19 protein-coding genes are annotated in these 24,820 nt (G+C 71.8%); 6 read left to right on the top strand and 13 right to left on the bottom strand.

What is annotated here, in order from left to right; translation table 11 throughout:
* Window positions 1-46 precede the first annotated feature (46 nt).
* Window positions 47-943 (top strand): RecB family exonuclease, encoded by an 897-nt coding sequence (locus tag AC4BGE_RS13570; protein WP_490572268.1) that lies wholly within the window; start codon window positions 47-49, stop codon window positions 941-943.
* Here the strand turns inward: AC4BGE_RS13570 and AC4BGE_RS13565 are convergent.
* From AC4BGE_RS13565 to AC4BGE_RS13540, 6 genes are all read right to left on the bottom strand, one after another.
* On the bottom strand, window positions 915-1,958 hold the full coding sequence (locus AC4BGE_RS13565; RefSeq protein WP_490572269.1) for an ABC transporter ATP-binding protein: 1,044 nt from the start codon (window positions 1,956-1,958) through the stop codon (window positions 915-917). The two genes, AC4BGE_RS13570 and AC4BGE_RS13565, sit on opposite strands and share 29 nt — an antisense overlap.
* Window positions 1,955-2,998, bottom strand: a complete 1,044-nt coding sequence (locus AC4BGE_RS13560; RefSeq protein ID WP_490575626.1) for an ABC transporter ATP-binding protein — start codon at window positions 2,996-2,998, stop codon at window positions 1,955-1,957. Before AC4BGE_RS13560 ends, AC4BGE_RS13565 begins: the two co-directional genes overlap by 4 nt.
* Window positions 2,995-3,942 (bottom strand): ABC transporter permease, encoded by a 948-nt coding sequence (locus tag AC4BGE_RS13555; protein WP_490572271.1) that lies wholly within the window; start codon window positions 3,940-3,942, stop codon window positions 2,995-2,997. Before AC4BGE_RS13555 ends, AC4BGE_RS13560 begins: the two co-directional genes overlap by 4 nt.
* Window positions 3,939-4,943, bottom strand: a complete 1,005-nt coding sequence (locus tag AC4BGE_RS13550; protein ID WP_490572272.1) for an ABC transporter permease — start codon at window positions 4,941-4,943, stop codon at window positions 3,939-3,941. The genes AC4BGE_RS13555 and AC4BGE_RS13550 overlap by 4 nt, the downstream gene beginning before the upstream one ends.
* A 65-nt stretch (window positions 4,944-5,008) precedes the next feature.
* Window positions 5,009-6,655, bottom strand: a complete 1,647-nt coding sequence (locus tag AC4BGE_RS13545; protein WP_490575625.1) for an ABC transporter substrate-binding protein — start codon at window positions 6,653-6,655, stop codon at window positions 5,009-5,011.
* 59 nt (window positions 6,656-6,714) lie between these two features.
* On the bottom strand, window positions 6,715-7,377 hold the full coding sequence (locus AC4BGE_RS13540) for an HAD family hydrolase (protein ID WP_490572291.1): 663 nt from the start codon (window positions 7,375-7,377) through the stop codon (window positions 6,715-6,717).
* Between the two features lie 315 nt (window positions 7,378-7,692).
* Between AC4BGE_RS13540 and AC4BGE_RS13535 the strand changes: the two genes are divergently transcribed.
* Window positions 7,693-8,277 (top strand): ion channel, encoded by a 585-nt coding sequence (locus AC4BGE_RS13535; protein WP_490575721.1) that lies wholly within the window; start codon window positions 7,693-7,695, stop codon window positions 8,275-8,277.
* On the opposite strand, the gene metH is transcribed toward AC4BGE_RS13535, so the two are convergent.
* On the bottom strand, window positions 8,259-12,002 hold the full coding sequence (gene metH, locus AC4BGE_RS13530; protein WP_490575624.1) for a methionine synthase: 3,744 nt from the start codon (window positions 12,000-12,002) through the stop codon (window positions 8,259-8,261). The genes AC4BGE_RS13535 and metH overlap by 19 nt on opposite strands.
* Window positions 12,003-12,135: 133 nt before the next feature.
* Between metH and AC4BGE_RS13525 the strand changes: the two genes are divergently transcribed.
* Window positions 12,136-12,984: a PAC2 family protein gene (locus tag AC4BGE_RS13525; protein WP_490572274.1), complete on the top strand. Its 849-nt coding sequence runs from the start codon at window positions 12,136-12,138 to the stop codon at window positions 12,982-12,984.
* Window positions 12,985-13,040: 56 nt separating this feature from the next.
* Here AC4BGE_RS13525 and mshC read toward each other — a convergent pair whose 3' ends face one another.
* Genes mshC through AC4BGE_RS13505 form a run of 4 tightly spaced genes read right to left on the bottom strand, consistent with a single transcriptional unit; the run spans window position 13,041 to window position 16,413 of the window.
* Entirely contained in the window at window positions 13,041-14,276 is a 1,236-nt protein-coding gene (gene mshC, locus AC4BGE_RS13520) for a cysteine--1-D-myo-inosityl 2-amino-2-deoxy-alpha-D-glucopyranoside ligase (protein ID WP_490575623.1), read from the bottom strand.
* Between the two features lie 14 nt (window positions 14,277-14,290).
* Window positions 14,291-15,070, bottom strand: coding sequence for an SCO1664 family protein (locus AC4BGE_RS13515; protein WP_490575622.1), 780 nt, complete (start codon window positions 15,068-15,070; stop codon window positions 14,291-14,293).
* Window positions 15,067-15,648: a DUF3090 family protein gene (locus AC4BGE_RS13510; protein WP_490572277.1), complete on the bottom strand. Its 582-nt coding sequence runs from the start codon at window positions 15,646-15,648 to the stop codon at window positions 15,067-15,069. The genes AC4BGE_RS13515 and AC4BGE_RS13510 overlap by 4 nt, the downstream gene beginning before the upstream one ends.
* Before the next feature lie 9 nt (window positions 15,649-15,657).
* Entirely contained in the window at window positions 15,658-16,413 is a 756-nt protein-coding gene (locus AC4BGE_RS13505; protein WP_490575621.1) for an MSMEG_4193 family putative phosphomutase, read from the bottom strand.
* Between the two features lie 33 nt (window positions 16,414-16,446).
* On the opposite strand from AC4BGE_RS13505, the gene AC4BGE_RS13500 reads away from it, so the two are divergent.
* The gene (locus tag AC4BGE_RS13500; RefSeq protein ID WP_490575620.1) at window positions 16,447-17,433 is read left to right on the top strand and encodes a magnesium and cobalt transport protein CorA; all 987 of its coding nucleotides are present in this window, start codon (window positions 16,447-16,449) and stop codon (window positions 17,431-17,433) included.
* Window positions 17,434-17,440: 7 nt separating this feature from the next.
* Here AC4BGE_RS13500 and AC4BGE_RS13495 read toward each other — a convergent pair whose 3' ends face one another.
* Window positions 17,441-18,265, bottom strand: coding sequence for an undecaprenyl-diphosphate phosphatase (locus AC4BGE_RS13495; RefSeq protein WP_490572280.1), 825 nt, complete (start codon window positions 18,263-18,265; stop codon window positions 17,441-17,443).
* A gap of 94 nt (window positions 18,266-18,359) precedes the next feature.
* On the opposite strand from AC4BGE_RS13495, the gene AC4BGE_RS13490 reads away from it, so the two are divergent.
* Complete coding sequence (locus tag AC4BGE_RS13490; protein WP_490572281.1) at window positions 18,360-19,307, top strand: aldo/keto reductase; 948 nt, start codon at window positions 18,360-18,362, stop codon at window positions 19,305-19,307.
* Window positions 19,307-19,531 (top strand): DUF5703 family protein, encoded by a 225-nt coding sequence (locus AC4BGE_RS13485; RefSeq protein ID WP_490572282.1) that lies wholly within the window; start codon window positions 19,307-19,309, stop codon window positions 19,529-19,531. The genes AC4BGE_RS13490 and AC4BGE_RS13485 overlap by 1 nt, the downstream gene beginning before the upstream one ends.
* On the opposite strand, the gene AC4BGE_RS13480 is transcribed toward AC4BGE_RS13485, so the two are convergent.
* Window positions 19,500-24,722: a DUF7507 domain-containing protein gene (locus AC4BGE_RS13480; protein WP_490575619.1), complete on the bottom strand. Its 5,223-nt coding sequence runs from the start codon at window positions 24,720-24,722 to the stop codon at window positions 19,500-19,502. The genes AC4BGE_RS13485 and AC4BGE_RS13480 overlap by 32 nt on opposite strands.
* Window positions 24,723-24,820 lie beyond the last annotated feature (98 nt).

The following is a 24,820-nucleotide window of genomic DNA, read 5'->3' as shown; positions in this document are numbered from 1 at the left end:
GTCGACGGCGCCGGATGTGTCGGACCGCTCGCCTAGGGTCCTCAGCATGACCACCGCGCCTCCCGGCCCCGCCCCGCACGGAGACCTCCGCACCGAGGTGGACGGCGTCCGGGTCCTGGGGTCGCTCTCCCCGAGCCGGGCGGTCGACTTCGTCTCCTGCCCGCTGCGCTACCGCTTCCGCACCGTCGACCGGCTCCCGGAGGAGCCCTCGCCCCAGGCCGCCCGCGGCACGGTGGTGCACCGCGTCCTGGAGCTGCTCTTCGACCTGCCCGCCGCCGAGCGCACCCCGCGGAGGGCGGCCGAGATGCTGGCGCCGGCCTGGTCCGAGCTGCTGGAGCAGGATCCCTCCCTCGCGGCCCTCTTCGGGGCCGCGCCCGAGGGCCCCGACGTCCAGGAGTGGCTGGAGGGCTGCGCCACCGTGCTGGCGCGCTGGTTCACCCTCGAGGACCCGCAGCGGCTGGAGCCGGCCGAGCGCGAGGCCTACGTCGAGACGCTGCTCGGCTCCGGCCTGCTGCTGCGCGGCTACATCGACCGCCTCGACGTCGCGGCCGACGGCCGGATCCGGGTGGTCGACTACAAGACCGGCCGGGCCCCCGACGAGCGGTTCGAGGCCGCCGCGCTCTTCCAGCTCAAGTTCTATGCCCTGGTCCTCTGGCGTGCCCGCGGGGTGCTGCCCAGCGTCCTGCAGCTGGTCTACCTGGGCGACGGCCAGATCCTGCGCTACGAGCCGGACGAGGCCGACCTGCTCGCCACCGAGCGCCGGGCGGAGGCGGTGTGGCAGGCGATCGGCGAGGCCACCCGGACCGGTGACTGGCGCCCCCGGCGCAGCAGCCTGTGCGCCTTCTGCAGCCACCGGGCGATCTGCCCGGAGTTCGGCGGCACCCCTCCCCCGCTCCCCGTCGAGGAGACGACGCTCAGGAGAGCGCTGCCTCCTCCGGAGTGACCTCACGCGGCCTGATCTGGCCGCCGGCGATCTCCTCGGCGAAGTGACAGGCCACCGTGTGCCCGCGGCCCGCGCCCTCCACCACCCGCAGCAGCGGCCGCTCGGTGTCGCAACGGGTCTCCTGCCGGAAGGGGCACCGGGTGTGGAACCGGCAGCCCGACGGCGGGTCGGCCGGGGAGGGCAGGTCCCCCTGCAGCAGGATCCGCTCGCGCCCCTCCTCCACCGTCGGGTCGGGCACCGGGACGGCCGACATCAGGGCCCTGGTGTAGGGGTGGAGCGGCGCCTCGTAGAGCTCGTCGGAGGGCGCCTGCTCGACGATGCCGCCCAGGTACATCACGGCCACGTCGTCGGAGACGTGGCGCACCACGGCGAGGTCGTGGGCGATGACCAGGTAGGTCAGGCCCAGCTGCTCCTGGAGCTCCTCGAGCAGGTTGAGGACCTGGGCCTGGATGGAGACGTCGAGCGCCGAGACGGGCTCGTCGGCGATCACCAGGCGGGGCTCGAGGGCCACGGCCCGGGCGATCCCGATCCGCTGGCGCTGGCCGCCGGAGAACTCGTGGGGATACTTGCGGGCCGCGCTCGCCGGCAGCCCCACCTGGTCCAGCAGCTCACGCACCCGGTTCTTGCGGTCGAACTCGATGCCGTGGGCGCGCAGCGGCTCGGTCAGGATCGTCTCCACGGCCTGCCGGGGGTTCAGGCTGGCCAGGGGGTCCTGGAAGACCATCTGCATGTCCTGGCGCATCCGACGCAGCCGCTCGCCCTTGAGCGACGCCACGTCGGTGCCGTCGAAGAGGACCCGGCCCTCCGTCACCGGCGCCAGGCGCAGGACCGCGCGACCCAGCGTCGACTTGCCGCAGCCGGACTCGCCGACCAGCCCGAGGGTGCGTCCCGCGCCGATCTCGAGGTCGACGCCGTCGACGGCCTTGACCGCACCGACCTGCCGGTTGAGCAGCAGCCCGTCGCGGATCGGGAAGTGGACCTTCAGCCCCTCCACCCGCAGCAGCGACTCGCTCATCGGACCTCCTCCTCGCCCGGCGTGGACAGCGGGTTGTAGCAGCGCAGCTGACGGTCCTGGGTGGCCAGCAGGGCCGGCGGCTCGGCCGTGCAGCGGGCCACCCGGTTCTGGCACCGGGGCGCGAAGGCGCAGCCCTCGGTCCAGGGGATCGTCTGGGTCGGCGACCCCGGGATCGGCAGCAACCGGGCGCCGCGCGGGGAGTCCAGCCGGGGGATGCTGGCCAGCAGGCCGCCGGTGTAGGGGTGACGCGGCTCGGCGAACAGCGGGCCACGCTCGGCCGACTCGACGATCCGGCCGGAGTACATCACGTTGACCTGGTCGCAGAGGCCGGCCACCACGCCCAGGTCGTGGGTGATCATCAGCAGCGCGGCGTCGGTCTCGGAGACGAGGTCCTTGAGCACCTCCAGCACCTGGGCCTGGATGGTGACGTCGAGGGCGGTGGTGGGCTCGTCGGCGATCAGCAGCTTGGGTCCGCACGCCAGGGCGATGGCGATCAGCACCCGCTGACGCATCCCGCCGGAGAGCTGGTGCGGGTACTCCCCCACGCGGCGGGCCGGGTCGGGGATGCCGACCTGCTCGAGCAGCTCGACGGCCCGGTTCCGGGCAGCCTTGCGGCTCAGGTCCTGGTGCCGGCGGATCACCTCGGTCAGCTGGAGGCCGACCGGGACCACGGGGTTGAGGGAGGTCATCGGGTCCTGGAAGACCATCGCGACCTCCCGCCCGCGCAGCTGGGAGAGGCGCCGCGGCGACTGGGTGAGGAGGTTCTCGCCCTGGTAGAGCACCTCGCCGCTCACGTGGACGCCACGCGGGGGCAGCAGGCCCATGATCGCCAGCGAGGTCACCGACTTGCCGCTGCCCGACTCCCCCACCAGCCCGACGTGCTCGCCGGCGTGGATGTCGAAGGAGACCTCGTCGACCGCCCGGACCCGCTTCTGCCCCTTCAGTCCGAACTCGACGCTGAGGTTGCGCACCTGGAGCAGCGGCTGCTCGCCACCTGCGCGTCGGGCTCCGGTGGCGCGGGGGGCGGTGGTGGTGCTCATCGACGGCTCCTGGGGTCGAGTGCCTCACGCAGCGCCTCACCGAAGAGGGTGAAGCCGAGCGCGGTGATGGCGATGGCGGCGCCGGGGAGGATCGCGAGCAGCGGCGCCACCTGGAACCTGTCCTGGGCCGCCACCAGCATGCGTCCCCACTCCGCCACCGCGGGGTCGGGCTGGCCGAGGCCGAGGAAGGAGAGGGCGGCGACCTCGATGATGGCGGTGGCCAGGTTGAGGGTCGCCTGGACGATCGTCGGGCCCAGGGAGTTGGGGAGGACGTGTCCCATCACGATGCGCCGGCGCCGCAGCCCGAGCGCGGAGGCGGCCAGCACGTAGTCGGACCGGCCCTGGGCCAGCATCGACCCGCGCAGCAGGCGGGCGAAGATCGGGACCTGCGCGACGCCGATCGCGATCATCACGGCGTACGGGTTCTGTCCCAGCACCGCCGCGATGCTGACGGCGAGCAGCAGGCTGGGCACCGAGAGCATGATGTCGACCAGGCGCATCACGAAGGTGTCGATCCAGCCGCCGACGCGTCCGCCCACCGAGGCGGCACCGCCGGCGAGGATGCCGAGCGCGGCTCCGAAGACCAGGCCGATCGCGGTGGCCACGATGCCGTAGAGGAGCGACTGGCGCGCGCCGTAGAGCATCTGGGTGTAGAGGTCGGAGCCGAACCGGTCGAGACCCAGCAGGTGGCCGTCGCTCGGCCCGGGGACGCTGGACGGGGTCACCTGCCCGGACCACTGAGCGGTCCCGGGCTGGTACTTGGTCAGCAGGGGGGCGGCCAGCGCCACCACCACGAACGCCAGCACGATGGCGGCTCCGACGATCGCGCTGGGGTTGCGCCGCAGGCGTCGCCAGGCGGCGACCCAGAGGCCGACGCCGGGCTCGTCGTCGACCGGCACCAGGATGTCGCTGGTCGGCTCGGCGGGAGGGATGGGAATGGTCATTGCACACGCACCCGGGGGTCGATCACGCCGTAGGCGACGTCCACGGCCAGGTTGATGAGGGCGTAGATCACCGCGATGAACAGGATGTAGCCCTGCAGCACCGGGTAGTCACGCTGCCCGATGGCCTCGAAGAGGTACTTGCCGATGCCGTTCCAGGCGAAGACCGTCTCGGTCAGCACCGCGCCGCTGAAGAGCAGCCCGGCCTGGAGCCCGATGGTGGTCACCACCGGCAGCAGGGCGTTGCGCAGCACGTGCCGCCGCGAGACCACCCGGGCGGCCAGGCCCTTGCTCTCCGCCGTGCGCACGTAGTCCTCGCTCAGCACGTCGGCCACGGCCGCCCGCGTGATCCGGACGATGATGGCCAGCGGGATGGTGCCCAGCGCGATCGCCGGCAGGACGAGGTGGAGTGCCGCGTCCCAGGCGGCGTCCCACTCCTGGGTGAGGATGCCGTCCAGGACGTAGAAGTTGGTGACGTGGGTGGCATCCATCCGGGCGTCCTGGCGGAGGCTGGTGGGCAGGATGCCGAGCCAGTCGGCGAAGACCAGCTTGAGCAGGATGGCCAGGAAGAAGACCGGGGTCACCACCCCGATCAGGGAGCCCGACACGATCGCGGTGTCCAGGAAGCGGCCCTGGTGCTTGGCCGCGTAGTAGCCCAGCGGCACCCCGATCAGCACCGCGATCAGCAGGGCGGCCAGGCCGAGTTCGAGGGTGCCGGGGAACTTCTCCAGGAAGCTCTCGAGCACCGGCTGCCCGGTCTTGATGGAGCGACCGAAGTCGCCGGTGAGCAGCGCCTTGACGTAGGTCAGGTACTGCTGGAGCAACGGCTCCTCGAAGCCGTACAGCTCGTTGACGCGCGCGATGCCCTCCGGCGTTGCTCGTTGGCCGAGCAGCGCCCGCGCGGGGTCGCCGGGCAAAGCCCGGACCCACGCGAAGAGCAGGATCGAGAGTCCGACGAGCACTGGCACCATCAGGGCCAGCCGCCGGAGGACAAAGCGCAACATCACTCAGCCTTCCGCCCCGCAGAGCGGGGGCCAGGTGTTCCTTCGTTCGTTCGTTCGCGCCGCGGTCAGCCGACCGTGACGGTGTTCCAGACCTCGTCGTTGACGGGGCTCTGCTGGTAGCCCTCGACGTCGGCACCGAAGGCCAGCGACGGAGCCGGGTGCGCGATCGGGATGGCCGGCAGGAGCTCCATCACGTCGGCGTTGATCTCCTCGTAGAGGGGGGTCTGCTCCTCGACGGTCGGAACCCCGCGCGCCTCGGCCAGCTTGTCGAACAGCTCGGCGTCCTTGAAGCCGAACTCGGCGCTCTCGGCACCGAAGAAGACGCCGACGAAGTTGTCGGTGTCGTTGTAGTCGCCGGTCCAGCCCAGCAGGTGCAGGCCGTGGTTCGAGGTGCCCTGGATCTTGTCGAGGTAGTCAGGGGTCCAGATGTCCGCGACGGGCTTGACCTTCAGACCGACCGCCTCGAGCTGCGAGCGGATCACGTTGAAGGTGTCCTCCGGAGCCGGCATGTAGGGCCGGGAGACGCTCGTGGGGTAGTTGAACTCGATGGTGGCCCCGTCAGCGCCGGCGTCCTGGAGGAGCTGCTCGGCCTTGCCCGGGTCGTACTCGTACTCGGTGACGTCCTCGTTCCACCCGTTCACGCTCTGCGGGATGAACTGGGTGGCGATCTCGGAGCCCTCGGGCAGGGAGGCGGCGGCGACGGCGTCCTTGTCGATCGCGTGGGCGATCGCCTGGCGGACCCGCAGGTCGTCGAACGGCTTCTGCTTCTGGTTGATGCCGAGGTAGAGGATGGTGAAGGGGTCGCGCGGCATCACGGTCATGCCGGCGTCCTCCAGCGAGGAGATGTCGGCCGGCCCGATCAGGTCGGCGCCGTCGACGTCGCCGTTCTGCACGGCGGTGGCACGCGCGGCCGGGTCGTCGATCGCCACGACCTGCACGGTGTCGACCTTGGCCTTCTCACCCCAGTAGTCGTCGTTGCGCTTCAGGGTGACCCGGTTGCCGCGGTCCCAGGAGTCGAAGACGAAGGGCCCGGTGCCGGTCGGGTGGGCGGTGGAGTACTCGGTGGTGTTGACGTTGGCGGCCGCGTCGTCCTGGTACTTCTCCAGGGCGGTCGGGCTCTGCATCGAGAAGGCGGGCAGCGACAGGGCTGCCGTGAAGCCGGCGAACGGCTCCTTCAGGGTGACCTTCGCCTCGAGGTCGTCGGTCGCCTCGCAGGAGTCGTAGATGGCCTCGCCCTTCTTGTCCCCGGTCGCGAAACCGCGGAAGAGCTTGGCGTAGTAGTACGCGAAGTCGTCGGTCTGGACGGCCGCGGGGAAGTTGTACCACCGGTCGAAGTTGGCGCAGACGGCCTCGGCGTTGAACTCGGTGTCGTCGTGGAAGGAGACGCCGTCGCGGAGCTGGAAGGTGTACTCCAGCCCGTCCTCGGAGTTCTCCCAGCTCTCCGCGAGCAGCGGGGCCGGGTCCGGCGTGCCGGGCTCGGTGCCGACGAGGCCCTCGAAGATCTGGCGAGCGACCCGGAAGGTCTCACCGTCGGAGGCGAACGCCGGGTCGAGCAGCTTGGGCTCAGCAGCCCCCGCGAACACGAACGTGCCGCCGCCGCTGCCCTCGTTGCTCTCGTCGTCCGAGCGCTCGCTGTCCGCGCAGCCCGTCAGCACCAGGGCCGCTGTCGCCAGCCCCACGGTCGCCAGCCGCATTCTTCCCATGGATCTCATCTGCAACTCATCACCCTTCGCAAGTCGCGCCGGCCGAGCGGCCAGGCAGGGACGCGACATTACTCAGAGCCGTGCGTTGCGTCACGCGGTGAAACACGGACCTGACGCAACGTTTCCAAACCGATATCAGCCAGCGAGTCGGCGAAGGTCCGCCCCGGCCCCGGCAGGATCGGCACGTGGTTGGGGACGCACAGCACCCGGCACCCCGCGGCGACCGCGGAGCGAGCCCCGGTGTTGGAGTCCTCGACGGCCACGCAGTCCATCGGGTCGACCCCGAGGTCCGCGGCCGCCCGGAGGTAGGGCTCCGGATCGGGCTTGCCCCGGGTGACCACGTCGCCGGTCACCACCGCCGCGAAGGTGTCCCGCGGGAGCCGTGCCAGGACCGGGTCGACGAACCGCCGGTAGGACATCGTGACCAGGGCGCAGGGCACCCGTGCCTCGGAGAGCTCGAGGAGGAGCTCGCGGGCCCCGGGGCGCCACGGGACCTCCTGCTCGACGCGGGCGACCACGCCGTCGAGCAGCTCCTCGACGATCTGCGCCGGCTCGAGGTCGATCCCCATGTGGGCGCGGATGTAGCGACCCGACTCCAGGAGGTCGTTGCCGACCAGGTTGAGGGCGTGCTCCTGCGACCAGGTCCCGCCGTGCCGCTCGGCCAGCTCGAACTCGGTGGCGATCCAGTAGGGCTCGGTGTCGACGATCGTGCCGTCCATGTCCCAGAGCACTGCGGCCAGGGGGGGCTCGCCTCCGCTCGGTGCCACTGCGGCGGCCCTGCCAGGGAAGTCGGTGCTCAGAATGCCCTCCGGAAAGTCGTGGGAACGCCCATCCCACGTACCACCCTAAGGCCGATGGTCCGCGCCACCCGACGCATCAGCCGGAGGTGTCGTCGCAAGAGGGAACACGTGCGGTGCTCGGCGTCCCCGGCGCTTTGCGTGGCATGCTCGACGGAAGTGCCCTGGCGTCCGGGGCCGGGTGGGAGGGGCCGCGATGCGCGTCGCAGGCAGGCTCGTCCGAGCGGCCCCGACGAGGATGCGTGCGTGATGGCGCCCCCGCCGGAGCCGCGCGCGACCTGGCGGGTCGCGCTCCTGACGGCGGTGAGGGTGTCCCTGTCCCTCGGCACCCTGGTCGCGGTCTACTTCCTGCTGCCGCGCGAGGGCGCCGATCGCTCGCCGAGCACCTGGTGGCTCGGGGTGCAGCTCGTGGTCTTCCTCGGGGTGGGAGCCGCCCAGCTCCCGGCGATCGTCCGGTCCGCTCACCCGATGGCCCGTGCCGTCGAGGCGATCGCCCTGACGGTCGCGCTGTACCTGCTCACCTTCGCCCGGATCTACCTGGCGGTCTCGGTGGAGGACCCCGACGCCTTCACGGAGCGACTCGATGCGATCGACGCCCTGTACCTCACCGTCGCGGTCTTCGCCACCGTCGGCTTCGGGGACATCGCGGCTGTGAGCGGCGGAGCGCGCCTGCTGGTGACCCTTCAGATGCTGCTGAACCTGGTCGTCCTCGGCGCCGGGATCAAGATGCTGTACTCCGCGGGGAGGCGTGGCCTGGTCCGCCGGACCGAACACGGCGCCGGACGCTCCGCGCCTGCCGGGACCGTTGACCCGCCTCAGTCCTCCGGGTCGTAGCCGAGGTTCGGCGAGAGCCAGCGCTCGGCCTCGGCCAGGCTCCAGCCCTTGCGCTCGGCGTACTCGGCGACCTGGTCACGGCCCAACCGCCCCACCACGAAGTACTGGGACTGCGGGTGGGAGAAGTACCAGCCCGAGACCGCGGCCCCCGGCCACATCGCCATCGACTCGGTCAGCTTGATGCCGGTGCGCGACTCGACGTCGAGCAGCCGCCACAGCTCGGTCTTCTCGGTGTGGTCGGGGCACGCCGGGTAGCCCGGCGCCGGTCGGATGCCAGTGTAGCGCTCGGCGATGAGGTCCTCGTTGGCCAGCTGCTCGTCGGCGGCGTGACCCCAGAACTCGGTGCGGACCCGCTGGTGGAGCCGCTCGGCGAAGGCTTCCGCGAGCCGGTCGGCCAGGGCCTCGAGCAGGATCGCGGAGTAGTCGTCGTGCTCCTCGCGGAACGCCTGGATACGCTCCTGGACGCCGTGGCCGGTGGTGACGGCGAAGCCGCCGACGTAGTCGGCGAGGCCGCTCTCCCGAGGGGCCACGAAGTCCGAGAGCGCCCGGTTGGGCACCCCGTCCCGGTGCTCGCCCTGCTGCCTGAGGTGGTGCAGCACCGACAGCACCTCGGTGCGCGAGTCGTCGGTGTAGACCTCGAGGTCATCGGCGACCGCGTTGGCGGGGAAGAACCCGAAGACCGCGTTGGCGGTGAGCCACCCCTCCTCCACGATCCGGTCGAGCATCGCCTGCGCGTCGTCGTAGAGCTTGCGGGCGACCTCTCCGGTGGTGGGGTTGTTGAGGATGTCGGGGAACTTCCCCTTCATCTCCCAGGCGTTGAAGAACGGCTGCCAGTCGATGTAGTCGCGCAGCTCGCCGAGGTCGTAGTCCTCGAGGACGTGGATGCCGGGCCGGGCCGGGGCGGGCGGCTGGTAGCCGCCCCACTCGACCGGGGTCCGGTTCGCCCGGGCGGCGTCGAGCGTCACCATCGGGCGGTCGTGCTTCGTCGCGTGCCTGGCCCGCAGCGAGTCGTAGTCGGCCTGGACCTCGGCCAGCAGACGTTCGCGCTGCGCGGGGTGCAGGAGCGCGGCGGCGGTCGGCACCGACCGCGAGGCGTCCTTCACCCAGACGACGGGACCGTCGTACTTCTTGTCCACCTTGACCGCGGTGTGGGCGCGCGAGGTGGTGGCGCCGCCGATCATCAGCGGGATCTCGAAGCCGCGGCGCTGCATCTCGCTCGCGACCGTGACCATCTCGTCCAGCGAGGGGGTGATCAGCCCGGAGAGCCCGATCATGTCGGCGCCGATCTCCTCGGCGGTGTCGAGGATCTTCTGGGCCGGGACCATGACGCCGAGGTCGACGACCTCGTAGTTGTTGCACTGCAGGACGACACCGACGATGTTCTTGCCGATGTCGTGCACGTCGCCCTTCACCGTCGCCATCACGATGGTGCCGTTGGTGTCCTTGACCGTGGCGAGCGCGGGGTTGTCGAGCTTCTCCTGCTCGATGAAGGGGATCAGGTAGGCGACGGCCTTCTTCATCACCCGCGCCGACTTCACCACCTGGGGCAGGAACATCTTGCCGGCGCCGAAGAGGTCGCCGACCACGTTCATGCCGTCCATCAGCGGGCCCTCGATCACCTCGATCGGGCGGCCCCCGCGTGCGGCGATCTCCAGCCGCAGCTCCTCGGTGTCGCTCTCGGCGTAGGCGTCGATGCCCTTCACCAGCGCATGGGTGATCCGCTCCCCCACCGGCAGGCTGCGCCACTCCTCCGTCGTCGCCTCGACCTGCTCGCCCTGCCGGTTGTGCTCCTCGGCGATCTCCAGCAGCCGCTCGGCCGCGTCGGGCCGCCGGTTGAGGACGACGTCCTCGATGCGCTCGCGCAGCTCGGGCTCGACCTGGTCGTAGACGACGAGCGCACCGGCGTTGACGATGCCCATGTCCAGGCCGGCCTCGATGGCGTGGAAGAGGAAGACCGCATGGATCGCCTCGCGCACCGGGTTGTTGCCGCGGAAGGAGAAGGAGACGTTGGAGATGCCGCCGGAGACCAGCGCCTGGGGCAGGTTCTGCTTGATCCAGCGGGTGCCCTCGATGAAGTCCAGCCCGTAGCTGGCGTGCTCCTCGATCCCGGTCGCCACCGCGAACACGTTGGGATCGAAGATGATGTCCTCGGCCGGGAACCCCACCTCGTCGACCAGGAGGCGGTAGGCGCGCTCGCAGATCGCCTTGCGGCGCGCGAGGTTGTCGGCCTGGCCGTCCTCGTCGAAGGCCATGACCACCACGGCGGCGCCGTACTTGCGGCAGGCGCGGGCGTGCTCGAGGAAGGGGCCGACACCCTCCTTCATCGAGATCGAGTTGACGATCGGCTTGCCCTGCACGCACTTGAGCCCGGCCTCGATCACCTCCCACTTGGAGGAGTCGATCATCACCGGGACGCGGCTGATGTCCGGCTCGGCGGCGACCAGTTTGAGGAACCGGTCCATCGCGGCGACGCCGTCGATCATCCCCTCGTCCATGTTGACGTCGATGACCTGCGCGCCGTTCTCCACCTGCTGCAGCGCCACCGAGAGGGCGGTGTCGTAGTCACCGTCCTTGATCAGCTTGCGGAACCGCGCCGACCCGGTGATGTTGGTGCGCTCGCCGACGTTGACGAAGAGGCTCTCGCGGGTGATGGTGAACGACTCCAGGCCGGAGAGCCGCATGGCGGGCGCGATCTCCGGGACGGCCCGCGGGGTCACCCCCTCCACCGCCGCGGCGATGGCCGCGATGTGCGCGGGGGTCGTGCCGCAGCAGCCGCCCACCAGGTTGACCAGCCCTGCCTCGGCGAACTCCCCGACGACCGCCGCCGTCTCGGCGGCCGACTCGTCGTACTCACCGAACGCGTTGGGCAGCCCGGCGTTGGGGTAGACCGAGACGAAGGTGTCGGCGATCCGGCTCAGCTCGGCGACGTAGGGCCGCATCTCCTTGGCGCCCAGGGCGCAGTTGAGCCCGACCAGCAGCGGCTTGGCGTGGCGGACGGAGTGCCAGAAGGCCTCGGTCGTCTGTCCGGTCAGCGTGCGTCCGGACGCGTCGGTGATGGTGCCGGAGATGACGACCGGCCAGCGACGGCCGTGCTCCTCGAAGAGGGTCTCGACGGCGAAGATCGCGGCCTTGGCGTTGAGGGTGTCGAAGATCGTCTCGATGAAGAGGAGGTCGGCGCCGCCGTCCAGGAGCCCACGCGCCGCGGTGGCGTAGGCGTCGACCAGCTGGTCGAAGGTCACGTTGCGGGCGCCGGGGTCGTTGACGTCGGGCGAGATCGAGGCCGTCCGGGTGGTTGGGCCCAGCGCTCCCGCCACGTAGCGGGTGCGACCCGGGTCGGCCGCGGTGACCGCGTCGACGGCTTGGCGCGCGAGCTGCGCGGAGGCGTGGTTGAGCTCGTAGGCCAGCTCCTCCATGCCGTAGTCGCCGAGCGAGACGGCGTTGGCGTTGAAGGTGTTGGTCTCGATGATGTCCGCGCCCGCCTCGAGGTACTCGCGGTGGATGTCGAGGATGAGCTCGGGACGGGTGAGGGTGAGGAGGTCGTTGTTGCCCTGCACGTCGCAGTGCCAGTCGGCGAACCGCCGGCCCCGGTAGCCCGCCTCGTCCGGGCGGTCGCGCTGGATCGCGGTGCCCATCGCACCGTCGACGACGAGGATCCGCTCACCCAGCGCCGTCCGCAGCTCGTCGCTGCAGTCGGGCCGGTGCAGCACGACCAGGTCTTCGGGCACGACGCTCCTCGCGGGTCTGGTGGCCGGTAGACATCCACATTATGGCGCGGTCCGCCAGCCGGACAGGAGTTTCGAATCCTGACATCCCCCGTGGGAACCGGCGAAATCTGCGCGAGCGCCTAGGCTGGGTGTCGTGATCGAGATCGACGCCCTGACCGACCTGGTCGACCCGGTGGTGATTGCCGCCTTCGAAGGATGGAACGACGCCGGTGAGGCCGCCTCGGCCGTGGTGGCGCACCTCATCGAGGCGTGGGACGCGACGGTGGTGGGGGCGATCGATCCGGAGGACTTCTACGACTTCCAGGTCAACCGGCCGATCGTCGGCACCGACGCGAAGGGCCACCGTCAGCTGACCTGGCCCACCACGCGGATCGCGGTGGCCTCGCCCCCCGACCTGGAGCGGGACGTGATCCTGATCCACGGGATCGAGCCCAACATGCGCTGGCGCCAGTTCTGCGCCGAGCTGCTGGCGGCCTGCGACGACCTGGGCGGCCAGCTGGTGGTGACCCTCGGGGCGCTGCTCGCCGACACCCCCCACACCCGACCGATCCCGGTCACCGGCACCGCGACCGAGCCCGAGCTGGTCGACCGGCTCCACCTGGAGCAGTCCTCCTACGAGGGCCCCACCGGGATCGTGGGCGTCTTCCAGGACGCCTGCTCACGGCTGGACATCCCGTCGGTCTCCTACTGGGCGGCGGTGCCGCACTACGTCGCCCAGCCGCCCTGCCCCAAGGCCACCCTCGCCCTGATCGGCCAGATCGAGGACCTGCTCGAGACCCGGATCCCGCTCGGTGAGCTGCCCGAGGACGCCCGGGCGTGGGAGCGCGGGGTCGACGAGCTCGCCGAGGAGGACGAGGACATCGCCGACTACGTCCGCTCCCTGGAGGAGACCCGGGACACCACGGACCTCCCCGAGGCCTCCGGCGAGGCGATCGCCCGGGAGTTCGAGCGCTACCTCAAGCGGCGCGACGACACCGGCTGAGTCCCGGGGCCTGGTCCCGCCGCCCGAGCGGGTCGGAGGGCGCCACAGCGCCGGGGCTAGAGCGAGAGCCCGAGAGCGGCGTCGAGCAGCTGGTGGACCGTGGTGGCCGCCGAGTCGTCGGTCGCGTCGGCCAGCCCCGCGGTGCCGAGGGTCGAGGAGACCCACTCCTCGACCACCTCCAGCGCCGTGGGCGCGTCGAGGTCGCGGGCCAGCGCCGCCAGGACGCCCTCCACCACGGGCGCGGCGGGGGCGCCGGCACCCAGGGCGAGGGCGCGACGCCACCGGTGCATGGTGTCCACGGCGTCCCACAGCTCGGCGTCGGTCCACTCCCAGTCGCTGCGGTAGTGGTGGCGCAGGAGCACCAGCCGGATCGCCATCGGGTCGACGTCGGAGTTGCGCAGGTGGGAGACGAAGACCAGGTTGCCGCGGGACTTCGACATCTTCTCGCCGTCGTAGGCCACCATGCCGGCGTGGGCGTAGACCTGGGCGAAGGGCCGGCCGGTGGCCACGTGTGCCTCGCTGGCGCACATCTCGTGGTGCGGGAAGACCAGGTCGGAGCCGCCCCCCTGGACGTCGAACGTGCCGCCGAGGTGTTGCTGGGCGATGGCGGTGCACTCGATGTGCCAGCCGGGACGCCCGGGACCGAAGGGGCTCTCCCAGGAGGGCTCGCCCGGGCGGGCGGCGAGCCACAGGACGCAGTCGAGCGGGTCCTTCTTGCCGGGCCGGTCGGGGTCTCCCCCGCGCTCGGCGAAGATCCGGACCATCTCCTCCCGCTCCAGGCGCGAGACGCTGCCGAAGGAGCTGTCGGAGGTCACCGAGAAGTAGAGGTCGTCGTCGACCTGGTAGACCGAGCCGGTGGCCCGGAGCCGCTCCACGTAGTCGATGACCAGCGGGATGGACTCGACCGCGCCGACGTAGTGCTGGGGCGGCAGCACCCTCAGCGCCTCCATGTCGTGGCGGAAGAGCTCGGTCTCCCGCTCGGCCAGCGCCTGCCAGTCGATCTTGACCTTGTGCGCCCGCTCCAGCAGCGGGTCGTCGACGTCGGTGACGTTCTGGACGTAGGAGACCGGGTGGCCAGCGGAGCGCCACGCCCGGTTGAGCAGGTCGAAGCCGACGTAGGTCGCGGCGTGCCCCATGTGGGTGGCGTCGTAGGGGGTGATGCCGCAGACGTAGAGGCGGGCCGGCCCCTCGGGGGCGGTGGTGACCAGGCCCCCCGTGGCCGTGTCGTACACCTGGACGGGAGGACCCGAGACAGGCAGGACCGGAACCTCGGGTGCAGACCAGGCGCGCATGCGTCGCAGCCTACCTAGAAGGGCGGCCAGGGGATCGTCGGCCACCCCTCCTGGGGCAGCGGCATCGCGCCCGAGGCGAGGAGGCACTCGGCCCGGCGGCGGGTGGCCGCCACCTCGTCGGCGGTGAGCAGGTCGAGCAGCCGCTCCCCGAGCGCGCCGTCCAGCTCCGCGCGCAGGGCCGCCACGCGCTCCAGCTCCGGGCCGGGCAGCGGGTCGCCGGCCCACCCCCACAGCACCGTGCGCAGCTTGCTCTCGACGTGGAAGCTGACCCCGTGGTCGACGCCGTAGCGGTGCCCGTCGGCCATCGCCAGCACGTGGCCGCCCTTGCGGTCGGCGTTGTTGATGAGCACGTCGAAGACGGCCATCCGCCGCAGCGCCGGGGAGTCCTCGTGGACCAGGGACACCGGCTGGTCCCGGCCGTCGACACCGTCGAAGACGTGCAGGAAGCCCGGCGGGACCTCGCCCTCGGGCACGATGTCGACCGCGTGCTGCTCCGGGTCGGGCTCCTGCCAGCGCTGCACCATCCCGGGCCCGTGCGGTCCGGAGCGCAGCACGGTGTGGGGCACGACGTGCCAGCCCAGCGCCTCGGAGACGGCGTGGGCGGCCACCTCCCGGGCGGCCAGGGTGCCGTCGGGGAAGTCCCACAGCGGCCGCTCCCCGGCGACCGGCTTGTAGACGACGCGGACGTCGCCCAGCTGGGCGACGAAGGTGGCGTTGGAGGCCGGCATCACCCGCCCGTGGAGGACCATCTCGCCCGACGACGGGACCAGCTCGGAGCGCACGGCAGGGCTCACGCTCCGCGTCGGCGGAACCCGTTGGCCCGGACGCAGAGGTGGCCCTCGGGGTCGACGGGGTTGCCGCAGAACGGGCAGGGGGGCCGGCCGGCCTCGACGACCTGCTTGGCCCGGGCGCAGAAGGCACGCGCCACCCCGCCGGCGAGCCGGACCACGAGCAGCTCGTCGGGCTCCGGCTCCTCGAGGGCCTCACCCTCCTCGAGCTGCTCGGGCGAGACCACGGCCGCCTCGTTGAAGGGGAAGACCTCGATCACGATGCGCTCGTCGCCCGGGTCCCACGACAGCGTCATGGTGCCCGCCCGGAACTCCTCGTCGATGGGCTGCTCCAGCGGCCCGCTGTCCTCGAGGTCGACGGGGGCGACGGCCGGGATCACCGAGCCGCCCGCGGCGGCGGAGGTCAGCTCGTCGAGGAGCTCGTCGATGCGCTCGACCAGGGCCAGCAGCTGCTGCTTCTCCAGCGAGACGCTGACCAGACGCGCCCCGTCCCTGGCCTGGAGGAAGAAGGTCCGGTGGCCGGGCTCGCCGACAGTGCCGGCGACGAATCGCTCGGGAGGATCGAAGGAGTGCACGACAGGCATGTGACCACCCTAGGGCCGGGCACCAGCAGCGGCGCCCGGCCCCGCTCCCCCACCCACCACGGCGTCCTCGGCCGGGACCTCCGCGTCCTCCCGACGGGCCGCGAGCCAGGCGAGGTCCCCGGCGTGCGTGTTGAGGCCCAGGGCGAAGGGGCGCCCGGCCGTGTACCGGACCAGGCTCACCGAGGCCGGGTCGACGACGATCCGCTGGAAATGGTCCAGGTGCATGCCCAGCGCGTCGGCGAGCACCGCCTTGATCACGTCGCCGTGGCTCACCGCCGCCCAGACCGCGTGCGGGCCGTGCTCGCGCTCGACGGCAGCGTCGTGCTCGCGGACCGCTGCCACCGCCCGGGCCGACATCGTCGCCATCGACTCACCACCGGGGAAGACCGCGGCCGCGGGCTGGCGCTGGACCGTCCGCCACAAGTCCTCCTGGCTGAGCTCGGAGATCCGCCTCCCCTGCCACTGGCCGTAGTCGCACTCGGTGAGGCGCTCCTCGACCTGCAGCGCCACCGCGCCCTGCGGCCCGCCGGGCGTCTGTGCCCCGGCGGGCGTCTGTGCCCCGGCGATGAGCTCCGCGGTCTGCACGCAGCGCTCCAGGGGGCTCACCAGCAGCGCGGCCAGGGGGACGGCGGCCAGGCGCGCGGCTGTGGCCCGGGCCTGCCGCTCCCCCTCCTCGTCGAGGCGGACACCGGGCAGGCGACCCGCCAGGGTCCCGGAGACATTCGCTGTGGTGCGCCCGTGCCGCACCAGGATCACGGTGGCCATGCTGCGGAGCCTAGTGGGGCTAGCCTGGACGACGTGATCGTCGACAACGCGGTGTACAGGGCCGGTCAGCGGATGCTCCACGACCTGCCGGTCCACGACATCACGGGCGTCGGTGCCGGGCGCGAGCCCGGGGACTTCCAGTGGGTCGGCCTGCACGAGCCGGACGACGGCGAGATGGCTCGGGTCGCCGCCGCGTTCGGGCTCCACCCGCTCGCGGTGGAGGACGCGGTCAACGCCCACCAGCGGCCCAAGCTCGACCGCTACGAGGACATGATCTTCCTGGTGCTCAAGACCCTCTGGTACGTCGACGAGCACGACGCCGTGGAGACCGGCGAGATCGGCATCTTCCTGGGGCCCGACTACGTCGTCACCGTCCGGCACGGCGACGGCGCAGACCTCCAGGGCTCGCGGCGCGACCTGGAGGGTCGGGCCCAGGTCCTCGCGCACGGCCCCGCCGCGGTGATGTACGCGGTGTTCGACAAGGTGGTCGACGACTACGGCGACGTCGCCTCCGAGCTCGAGGTCGACGTCGACGAGGTGGAGGAGTCGGTCTTCTCCGAGGGCCGGTCCGCCCAGGAGGGCGACGCCGCCCGGATCTACGCACTCAAGCGGGAGCTGGCCGAGGTGCGCCGCGCCGTGCTGCCGCTCCGGGAGCCGCTGCGGCTGCTGGCCGCCGGCCAGGTGGCCGACGTCCCCGAGGGCACCGCACCCTACTTCCGCGACGTCGACGACCACGTCCTGCGGGTCGCGGAGATCGTCGACACCCTCGACACGCTGCTCTCCAGCGCCTTCGACGCTCACGTGGCCCGGATCTCCCTGCAGCAGAACGAGGACATGCGCAAGATCTCCGCGGTGGCCGGCATCGCGGTGGTGCCGACCCTGGTGGCCGGGATCTACGGGATGAACCTGCAGCTGAAGCCCTCGCCGGAGTCGGACTTCGGGTTCGAGTTCGCGCTCGCCCTGATGGCCGCGTCGGTCATCGCGCTGGCCTGGTGGTTCCGCCGGGTGGGCTGGCTCTGATCCCCGGTCAGGGCGTCAGCACGCCCGTGCCGAGCAGGAGCAGGGTGGCCCCGCCGAGCAGCACCCGGTAGATCACGAACGGGGTGTAGGACCGGGTGGAGACGTAGCGCAGCAGCCACGCGATGGCGGCGTACCCGACCGCGAACGAGACCACGGTGGCCACGATGGTCGGTGCCCACCCGTAGGTGTTGTCGCCGTGCGGGATCTCCTGGAGCTCGAAGATGCCCGCGCCGACCACCGCCGGGATGGCCAGCAGGAAGGCGAACCTGGTGGCGGCCTCCCGCTCGAAGCCCAGGAAGCGCCCCATCGAGATGGTCGCTCCCGACCGCGAGACCCCGGGGATCAGGGCCAGCGCCTGGGCGCCGCCCATCAGCAGGGCGTCGCGCAAGGTGAGGTTCTTGATCTTCCGGTCGCCGCGGCTGACCCGGTCCGCGATGCCGAGGACCACACCCATCACCACGAGGGCGACACCGATGATCCACAGGTTGCGGAAGTCCCGCTCGATGACGTCCTTGAGGAGCACGCCCAGTACCACGATCGGCAGCGAGCCGAAGATGATGAACCAGCCCATCCTGGTGTCCAGCGTCCCCCGGTGCTCGGGCTGGAAGATCGAGCGCACCCAGCTGCTGCCGATGCGCCAGATGTCCTTGCGGAAGTAGATGAGCACCGCCAGCTCGGTGCCGATCTGGATGACGGCGGTGAACGCCGCTCCGGGGTCGCCCCACCCGAAGAGCTCGGGGAAGATCCGCAGGTGGGCGCTGCTCGAGATCGGGAGGAACTCGGTCAGCCCCTGGATGGTTCCGAGCACCACGGCCTTGAACAGATCCCACATGGGGGAACAGCCTAGGGCGCCCCCGCGCTCGGTCCCGCACCGCGTCCGGCGAGCCGCGCGGGCGGGCTCACGGGGGGCTGACTAGCCTGTGCGCATGCAGCAGCGCTCGGTCGGTCGCACCGGCCTCCAGGTCTCCCGCCTCGGCCTCGGCACGATGACGTGGGGGCGCGACACCGACGAGCACGAGGCACGCGACCAGCTCATCGCGTTCACCGAGGCCGGCGGCACCCTGGTCGACACCGCGGCCGGCTACGGCGACGGCGCCTCGGAGAGCCTGCTGGGCAGCCTGCTGGGCGACGTCGTGCGCCGCGACGAGGTGGTGCTGGCCTCCAAGGCCGGGGTCTCCCGCCGCGGCGGGGAGCGGAACGTCGACACCTCCCGCGGCGCGCTGCTGAGGACGCTCGACGCCTCCCTGCGCCGGCTCGGCGTCGACCACGTCGACCTGTGGCAGGTGCACGTGTGGAGCGGCGCCACGCCCCTGGAGGAGACGTTGAGCGCCCTGGACACCGCGGTGTCCTCCGGTCGCGCGGCCTACGCCGGCATCTCGAACTTCAACGGCTGGCAGAGCGCCCAGGCGGTGACCTGGCAGCGGGCCTGGCCCGGCAGGGCGCCGGTCGTCTCCACCCAGGTGGAGTACTCGCTGATGAGTCGCGACGTGGAGTTCGAGGTGCTGCCGGCGGCCCGCGCGCTGGGGCTGGGGGTGTTCCCGTGGTCCCCGCTGGCCCGAGGCGTCCTGACCGGCAAGTACCGCACCGGCACGCCGGCCGACTCTGCGGGCGCGACCCCGCACTTCGCCGACCGGGTCGGCTCCTACCTCGACGAGCGGGGACGCGGCATCGTCGAGGCCGTGGCCCGCGCCGGCGAGGGGCTCGGGTGGAGCCCCCTGGAGGTGGCTCTGGTCTGGGTGCGCGACCGCCCCGGCGTCACCGCCCCGCTGGTCGGCGCGCGCACCGCCGCCCAGCTCCACGACGTGCTGGGCACCGAGGAGCTGGTCCTGCCCGCGGAGATCGTCGCCGCCCTCGACGACGTCTCGGCGGACTGATGAGCCGGGTGCTGCGCCGGCCGCCGCGCCCCGGGGTGGAGTGGGAGTTCGACTCGGTCACCTATCCCCCGGAGGTCTCCCGCAACACGGTGCGCCAGCTGCTCGTGGAGCGAGCCGAGCACGGCGGCTGGGAGCTGGCCCGGGTGCGGATCACCGCCGACGGCATGCGCCGGGTGCTGCTGCGACGCAAGATCATTCGTCAGGTCCGCCCGACCTTCTGGTGACGCCCACCGGCTTCGCCACGACCACCCGGTACTTCGTGTAGTGGAAGCGTCCGTTGGGGTAGACCACCCGGTCGGTACAGCTGATCAGCACGAGCCGGTGGGCACCGGTGGTGCGGAAGAAGCGCTGGGGCAGCTTGCTGGCCCGGTCGTACTTCTTCGTCTCCGACAGCTCGTACCGGTAGGTCTTCCCGCCGCTGCGCACGCTCAGGGCCTGCCCCTGCTCGGCACGGCGCAGTCCCCACAGGGCACCGGGTCGGTCGTGCCAGTCCGACACGTGACCGGCGACCACGGTGGTGCCGATGGCGTCGCCGTAGCCCGCGGAACGGCGTAGCCAGGCGGTCAGTCGGACGTCGGCGGGCAGATCCATGCGCCCGCGCGAGATACCCGTCGGGACGACCTGCGCACGCAGTCCGAAGCCGGACGCCCGGATCGAGGCCTTCGAGACTCGGGACGACTCCGGGTCCCGGAGGGTGCCGGAGAAGCCACTGGGCACGACGGGCGGCTTGTACGACGGCTTGGCGACGGTCGTCGTCTCCGACTTCAGGCCGCACCGGGTCGTCGCCGACTCGTTGGCCGTCGTCGCCTCGGTGGTCACCTTCCAGGTGTAGACGCCGGGCGCCGCCGCGCTCACCTTCGGGCTCTTCGTCCAGCCGGCGCGTGCCCGCCACGTGACGGTGCTCGCCAGGTTGGCCCGGCGGCAGGAGGCCGCGGCGCGGGAGGTGAAGGGTCCGTAGAGCCGGGCGACCGCGGGCACCGAGGTCCCGGGCGCCAGGCCCGTGACCCGGACCCGGTCGTGGAACCTCTCGCGCGGCTCCACGCGGCGCTCGGACGTCTTCGTCCGGATCCGCGGTCGGGCGGGCGCTCCGGCGTCCACCTGCACCACGGCACCGTCGGGCGGCGAGGACGCGGGTCCCCCGGTGGCGTCCGAGCCTGTCGCGCGGGCCGTGTTGCGCAGTCCCTCACCCCGGAGGTCCGCAGCGGTGACGGTGTAGACGCTCGTGCAGACCACGCTGGCCCCCGGCGCCAGCTGGGCGGCCCCCGCGGGGCACGTCGGGGTGGGTAGGTCGCCGGTCCCCGTGAAGGCGTCCTCGGCGACCCCCACACCGCTGACCGGGACGTTGCCGGTGTTGGTGATCGTGAACGAGTAGGTGACCTGCTGCCCGGCCGTGGTGACGGTCGCGGGGCTGGCGGTCTTCTCCAGCACCAGCCCGGGGCTCTGGCCGGCGGTCACCGACACCGTGCTGGTGTTGTTGGTCAGGTCGGGGTCGCGGGGGAAGGAGCCGGTCCGGTCCGAGGTGGCGGTGTTGGCGAAGGTGCCCACCCCGGGCACCCGCGCGGTGATGCGCAGCGTCGCCTGGGCACCGGCCGTGGGCAGGTCGACGGGGGTCAGGTCCCCGACCTGCCAGGTGCCGGTGGCCGGGTCGTAGGTGCCCTGGGAGGCCGTGCTGTCGACATAGGTGAGTCCTGCCGGCAGTTGGTCGGCCAGGCTCACGTTGTCGGCGGTGTCGGGACCGAGGTTGCGGACCCCGACGGTGAACGTCACGGTCCCGCCCACGACGGGGTTGGGATCGTCGACGGTCTTCTCCACCGCCACGTCGGCGACGGGCACGAAGAGCTGGGCGTCGTCGACGTTGTCGTCCGGGTTGCGGTCCTCGACCCGGGACTGCTGGATCGCGACCAGGTTGCGGTAGGTCCCCGACGCGCGCTCGCCGATGAGGACGGAGGCCTCCAGCGTGGCCGTCTCCCCGGACTCCAGGCGCGGGATGGTCCAGATTCGGTTCTCCACGTCGAAGGTCCCGTTGTCGGTCGTGTGCCCGGTGATGTTGGCCTGGATGAGCGCAGGATCCTCCGTGATCGTGTTGTCGGTGGCGTTGGGGCCGTTGTTGGTGACCCGGATCCGGTAGAGGACGGTGTCGCCCGGCTGGGCGACCGGGCGGTCGACGTCCTTGGTGATCGCGAGGTCGGCGAGCTCGACGAAGGTGGCCGTGGCCGAGGCCGAGTCGTTGGTCGGATCGATGTCTCGTTGGTCGACGTTGGCCAGACTGGCGGTGTTGGCACGTTGCCCGACCACCGTGCCGGTCGCCCGGAGGGTGAGCGTGACGGTCGAACCGACCGGGAGCGAGCCGACGGTCCAGGTGCCGTCCTCGGCGTCGAAGGTGCCGTCGCCGGAGGCGGAGACGAAGGTCAGGCCCTCGCCGAGCACGTCGGCGAGGACGAGTCCGGTGGCCGTCGTGGCGGTCTGCCCGGCGACGGCGTTGTTGGTGGCGGTGATGGTGAACACCGCGTCCTCACCCAGCGGGATCTCGTCGACCGACCCGGCCCCGTCCGGCCGGTCCACGGACTTCGTGACGCCGATGTCGACGGCGGGGGCCAAGGTCCGCACGGTGGCGCTGGACTCGTTGTCCTCGGGGGTCGGGTCCTCGTGCAGGGGCGCGTCGACCGTGGCGAGGTTGACCTTGGTGCCCGCCGTGTCGAGCTGGGCGGTGATGGTGAGGACGGCGCTCTCCTCGGCCTCCAGGGTGCCGACGTCCCACCGACGACTGGTGGGGTTCACCGTGCCCTGCGTGGCGGTGGTGGAGACCACGGTCACGCCCTCGACGCCGGTGTCGGTGACGAAGACGTCACGCACCGTGTCGGGGCCCCGGTTGAGCACCGTCACCGTGTAGGTGACGGTGTCCCCCACCACGGCCTCCAGCGGGGAGGCGCCCTTGATGATGACGAGGTCGGCGACCGGGGTGCGCACCCCGACGCTGGCGGACGCCGAGTCGTTGGCACTGTTGATGTCGGTGGGCGACACGGAGGCGATGCTGACCGCGTTCGTGAACGTGCCGGGACTGTTGGTGCCCAGGGTGAAGTCGTACGCCGCGGACTCGCCCACGCCGAGGGAGCCGATGTCCCAGACGCTCGTGGCCGGGTCGAAGGTGCCGTCTCCTCCGGAGTCCCCGGGACGGAAGGTCAGCCCCGGGGGCAGGTCCTCGGTCACGGTGATCCCGGTGCCGGGACGCGGGCCGAGGTTGGTGACCGTGACCCGGAACGTGACCGGCTCCCCGGCCGCGACCTCCGCCGAGCCGATGACCTCCTTGGTCACGGCCAGGTCGAGGGACGAGGGGTTGAGGGTGACCGTGGCGCTGTTGTTCGCGGCGTTCGTGTCGAACTGGTCGAGCCTGGTCAGGCTAGCGGTGTTCGAGACCACGCCGTTGGTGTCGACCCGCGCGGTGATGGTCAGGGTGACGGCGTTCCCCACGGCCAGCGCCGGGATGGACCACTCACCTGCGCCCGTGTCGTAGGCGGACGGCTGGGCACCGGAGGTGCTCGAGGTCAGCAAGGTGAGCCGCGACGCGGGCAGCTGGTCCCTGATGACGACGTCGGTGGCGGCTGCCGGGCCGTTGTTGGTCGCGGTGACGGTGAAGGTGACCGTGTCGCCGACGGACGGGTCCGGCTCGTCGACCGTCTTGGTGACGGCGATGTCGGTGTTGATCCCGATGCTCTCCTGGGCCTCGGGCGACTCCACCTGCTGGCCGATCGGGGTCTCCCCCGCGGCCACGGCGGTGTTCACGATGCTCCCGGCAGCGTTGGCCTGCGCGGTGTCGACGGTGTACGTGCCGGTGCAGGTGGTCGTTGCCCCCGGCGCCAGGACGTTCGCCTCGCAGAGGAGGGTCGCCGAGGAGACGCGGTCGTCGGTGACGGCGATGTTGGTCACGGTGGAGCCGCCGGTGTTCGTCACCGTGTAGAGGTACTCGACCTCCTGACCGGCGACGTACGGCGGCTCCGTCTGCACGCTCTTGGTCAGGTCGAGGCTGCTCGTCAGGGGGACGGTGACGGTGGCCTCCGGGGAGGTGACCGTGTCACCCCCGGGATTCAGGGCGCTCGCTGTCGCAGTGTTGACCACCTCGCCGGCGGAGACGTCGTCCGCGGTGACGGTGTAGGTGCCACGGCACACCGTCGTCGACCCCGGGCCTGGCGCTGGGGTCAGAGTGGTGGCGTCGCAGGTGATCGGCCCCGTGATGGTGTCGTCGGTGATCGACAGGGTCGAGAGGTTCTCGCTCCCCGCGTTGGTGACGGTGTACTGGTAAGGGATGACCGTGCCTGCGGTGATGACGGCGGGCAGGGCGCCGGCGCTGCGGTCGACCTGCTTCTCGAGCTGGAGCTGGGCGAGGGGGACGACCGAGCGGACCACCGCGTTGCGGATCAGGTGGACGTCGGTCACGCCCCCGGTGGAGCCCGACAGCCCGAACTTGTAGGTGCTCGGCAGGTCGGCCGGAGCGGGGATGTCGAGCTCGGTGATCCAGGGGTCGTTGGCCGCGGAGGGGTTGTACCGGACCTGGACGATGACCCTGGGGTCAGGCGCCGGCGTGACGGTGATGTTCACCTGCCGCCAGGACGCGGCGAGCGTACGGCCGCGCAGCGTGCCGCTGAGCGTGGTACCCGGGTCGTCCGGGTCGTCCGGGTCGTCCGGCGTGGTGGAGGCCAGGTAGCAGTAGCCGGTGAAGCCGTCGCCGGGGCCGCGCAGGGTGATGACGTTCGGCGCCACTGCACCCTCGGCCGTCGAGGGTGAGCGCTGTCCCTCGGGGCAGCCAGTGCCGCGGTTCTCGCCGTCGTCGTAGTAGTTGCCGTAGCTGTCCAGCCCGACGCCGAGGACTCCGCCCACGATGCCCGGCTCGTCCTCGCCGCCCAGTGTGGCGCTGCGCTGGGCGTACCCCAGGCTGCCGCCCAGACCGCCGGTGTCGGTCAGGTCGGTCGAGCCGTCGACGAGGAAGAACCCGATGCCGTCTGCGCCGGTGCCCCCGTACTGGAACTGGTCGAAGGTGATGGTCACCCCGGCCGTCGCGGGGACGGGCTGGTTGTACAGCACGCTGCCCGCGGTCTGCGTCCTCGCGTCGGTCAGCTGCAGGTATCCCGGGGTGTTCCCGAGGCCCGGGACCGGGCCGGTCCGGTACGCCGCACAGCCGGGGATCTGGGCCGCGCCGGCCGGTGGGGCGGTGGTGGCACCGGTCAGGCAGGCGATGCCCTGGCGCGTCCAGGCCGGGTCGGGCACCGAGGAGCCGGTGAACGTCTCGGAGACGATCGTCGTCCCCCCGGTCGGCGGGTCGGCGGAGGCAGGAGCCCGCATCGCCGCGGGCGCGAGCGCCACGGTGAGCGTGGCCAGCAGGCAAGTGGTCGTCGTCAGGGCGATTCCACGCAGCGTCGGCACGGGTCCTCCTCGGCGGCCGCCGCGCCCCGTCCGGGCGAGCCAACCGCATCCCCGAGTCTTGGCGCCGTGCGTCGGGGAGGACTAGGGGCCAACGGCCC

It is taken from the genome of Nocardioides sp. Z50_6 (genome assembly GCF_058215755.1).
This window is presented reverse-complemented; position numbering and strand designations above follow the sequence as displayed.

Excerpts from the sequence above, each read along its gene's own strand:
- AC4BGE_RS13570 (WP_490572268.1), top strand. The coding sequence starts at position 47 with ATGACCACCGCGCCTCCCGGCCCCGCCCCGCACGGAGACCTCCGCACC.
- AC4BGE_RS13505 (WP_490575621.1), bottom strand. The coding sequence starts at position 16,413 with ATGGCCACCGTGATCCTGGTGCGGCACGGGCGCACCACAGCGAATGTC.
- AC4BGE_RS13555 (WP_490572271.1), bottom strand. The coding sequence starts at position 3,942 with ATGACCATTCCCATCCCTCCCGCCGAGCCGACCAGCGACATCCTGGTG.
- AC4BGE_RS13490 (WP_490572281.1), top strand. The coding sequence starts at position 18,360 with ATGCAGCAGCGCTCGGTCGGTCGCACCGGCCTCCAGGTCTCCCGCCTC.
- AC4BGE_RS13550 (WP_490572272.1), bottom strand. The coding sequence starts at position 4,943 with ATGTTGCGCTTTGTCCTCCGGCGGCTGGCCCTGATGGTGCCAGTGCTC.
- AC4BGE_RS13545 (WP_490575625.1), bottom strand. The coding sequence starts at position 6,655 with ATGAGATCCATGGGAAGAATGCGGCTGGCGACCGTGGGGCTGGCGACA.
- AC4BGE_RS13560 (WP_490575626.1), bottom strand. The coding sequence starts at position 2,998 with ATGAGCACCACCACCGCCCCCCGCGCCACCGGAGCCCGACGCGCAGGT.
- AC4BGE_RS13510 (WP_490572277.1), bottom strand. The coding sequence starts at position 15,648 with ATGCCTGTCGTGCACTCCTTCGATCCTCCCGAGCGATTCGTCGCCGGC.
- AC4BGE_RS13485 (WP_490572282.1), top strand. The coding sequence starts at position 19,307 with ATGAGCCGGGTGCTGCGCCGGCCGCCGCGCCCCGGGGTGGAGTGGGAG.
- mshC (WP_490575623.1), bottom strand. The coding sequence starts at position 14,276 with ATGCGCGCCTGGTCTGCACCCGAGGTTCCGGTCCTGCCTGTCTCGGGT.
- AC4BGE_RS13495 (WP_490572280.1), bottom strand. The coding sequence starts at position 18,265 with ATGTGGGATCTGTTCAAGGCCGTGGTGCTCGGAACCATCCAGGGGCTG.
- AC4BGE_RS13565 (WP_490572269.1), bottom strand. The coding sequence starts at position 1,958 with ATGAGCGAGTCGCTGCTGCGGGTGGAGGGGCTGAAGGTCCACTTCCCG.
- AC4BGE_RS13535 (WP_490575721.1), top strand. The coding sequence starts at position 7,693 with ATGGCGCCCCCGCCGGAGCCGCGCGCGACCTGGCGGGTCGCGCTCCTG.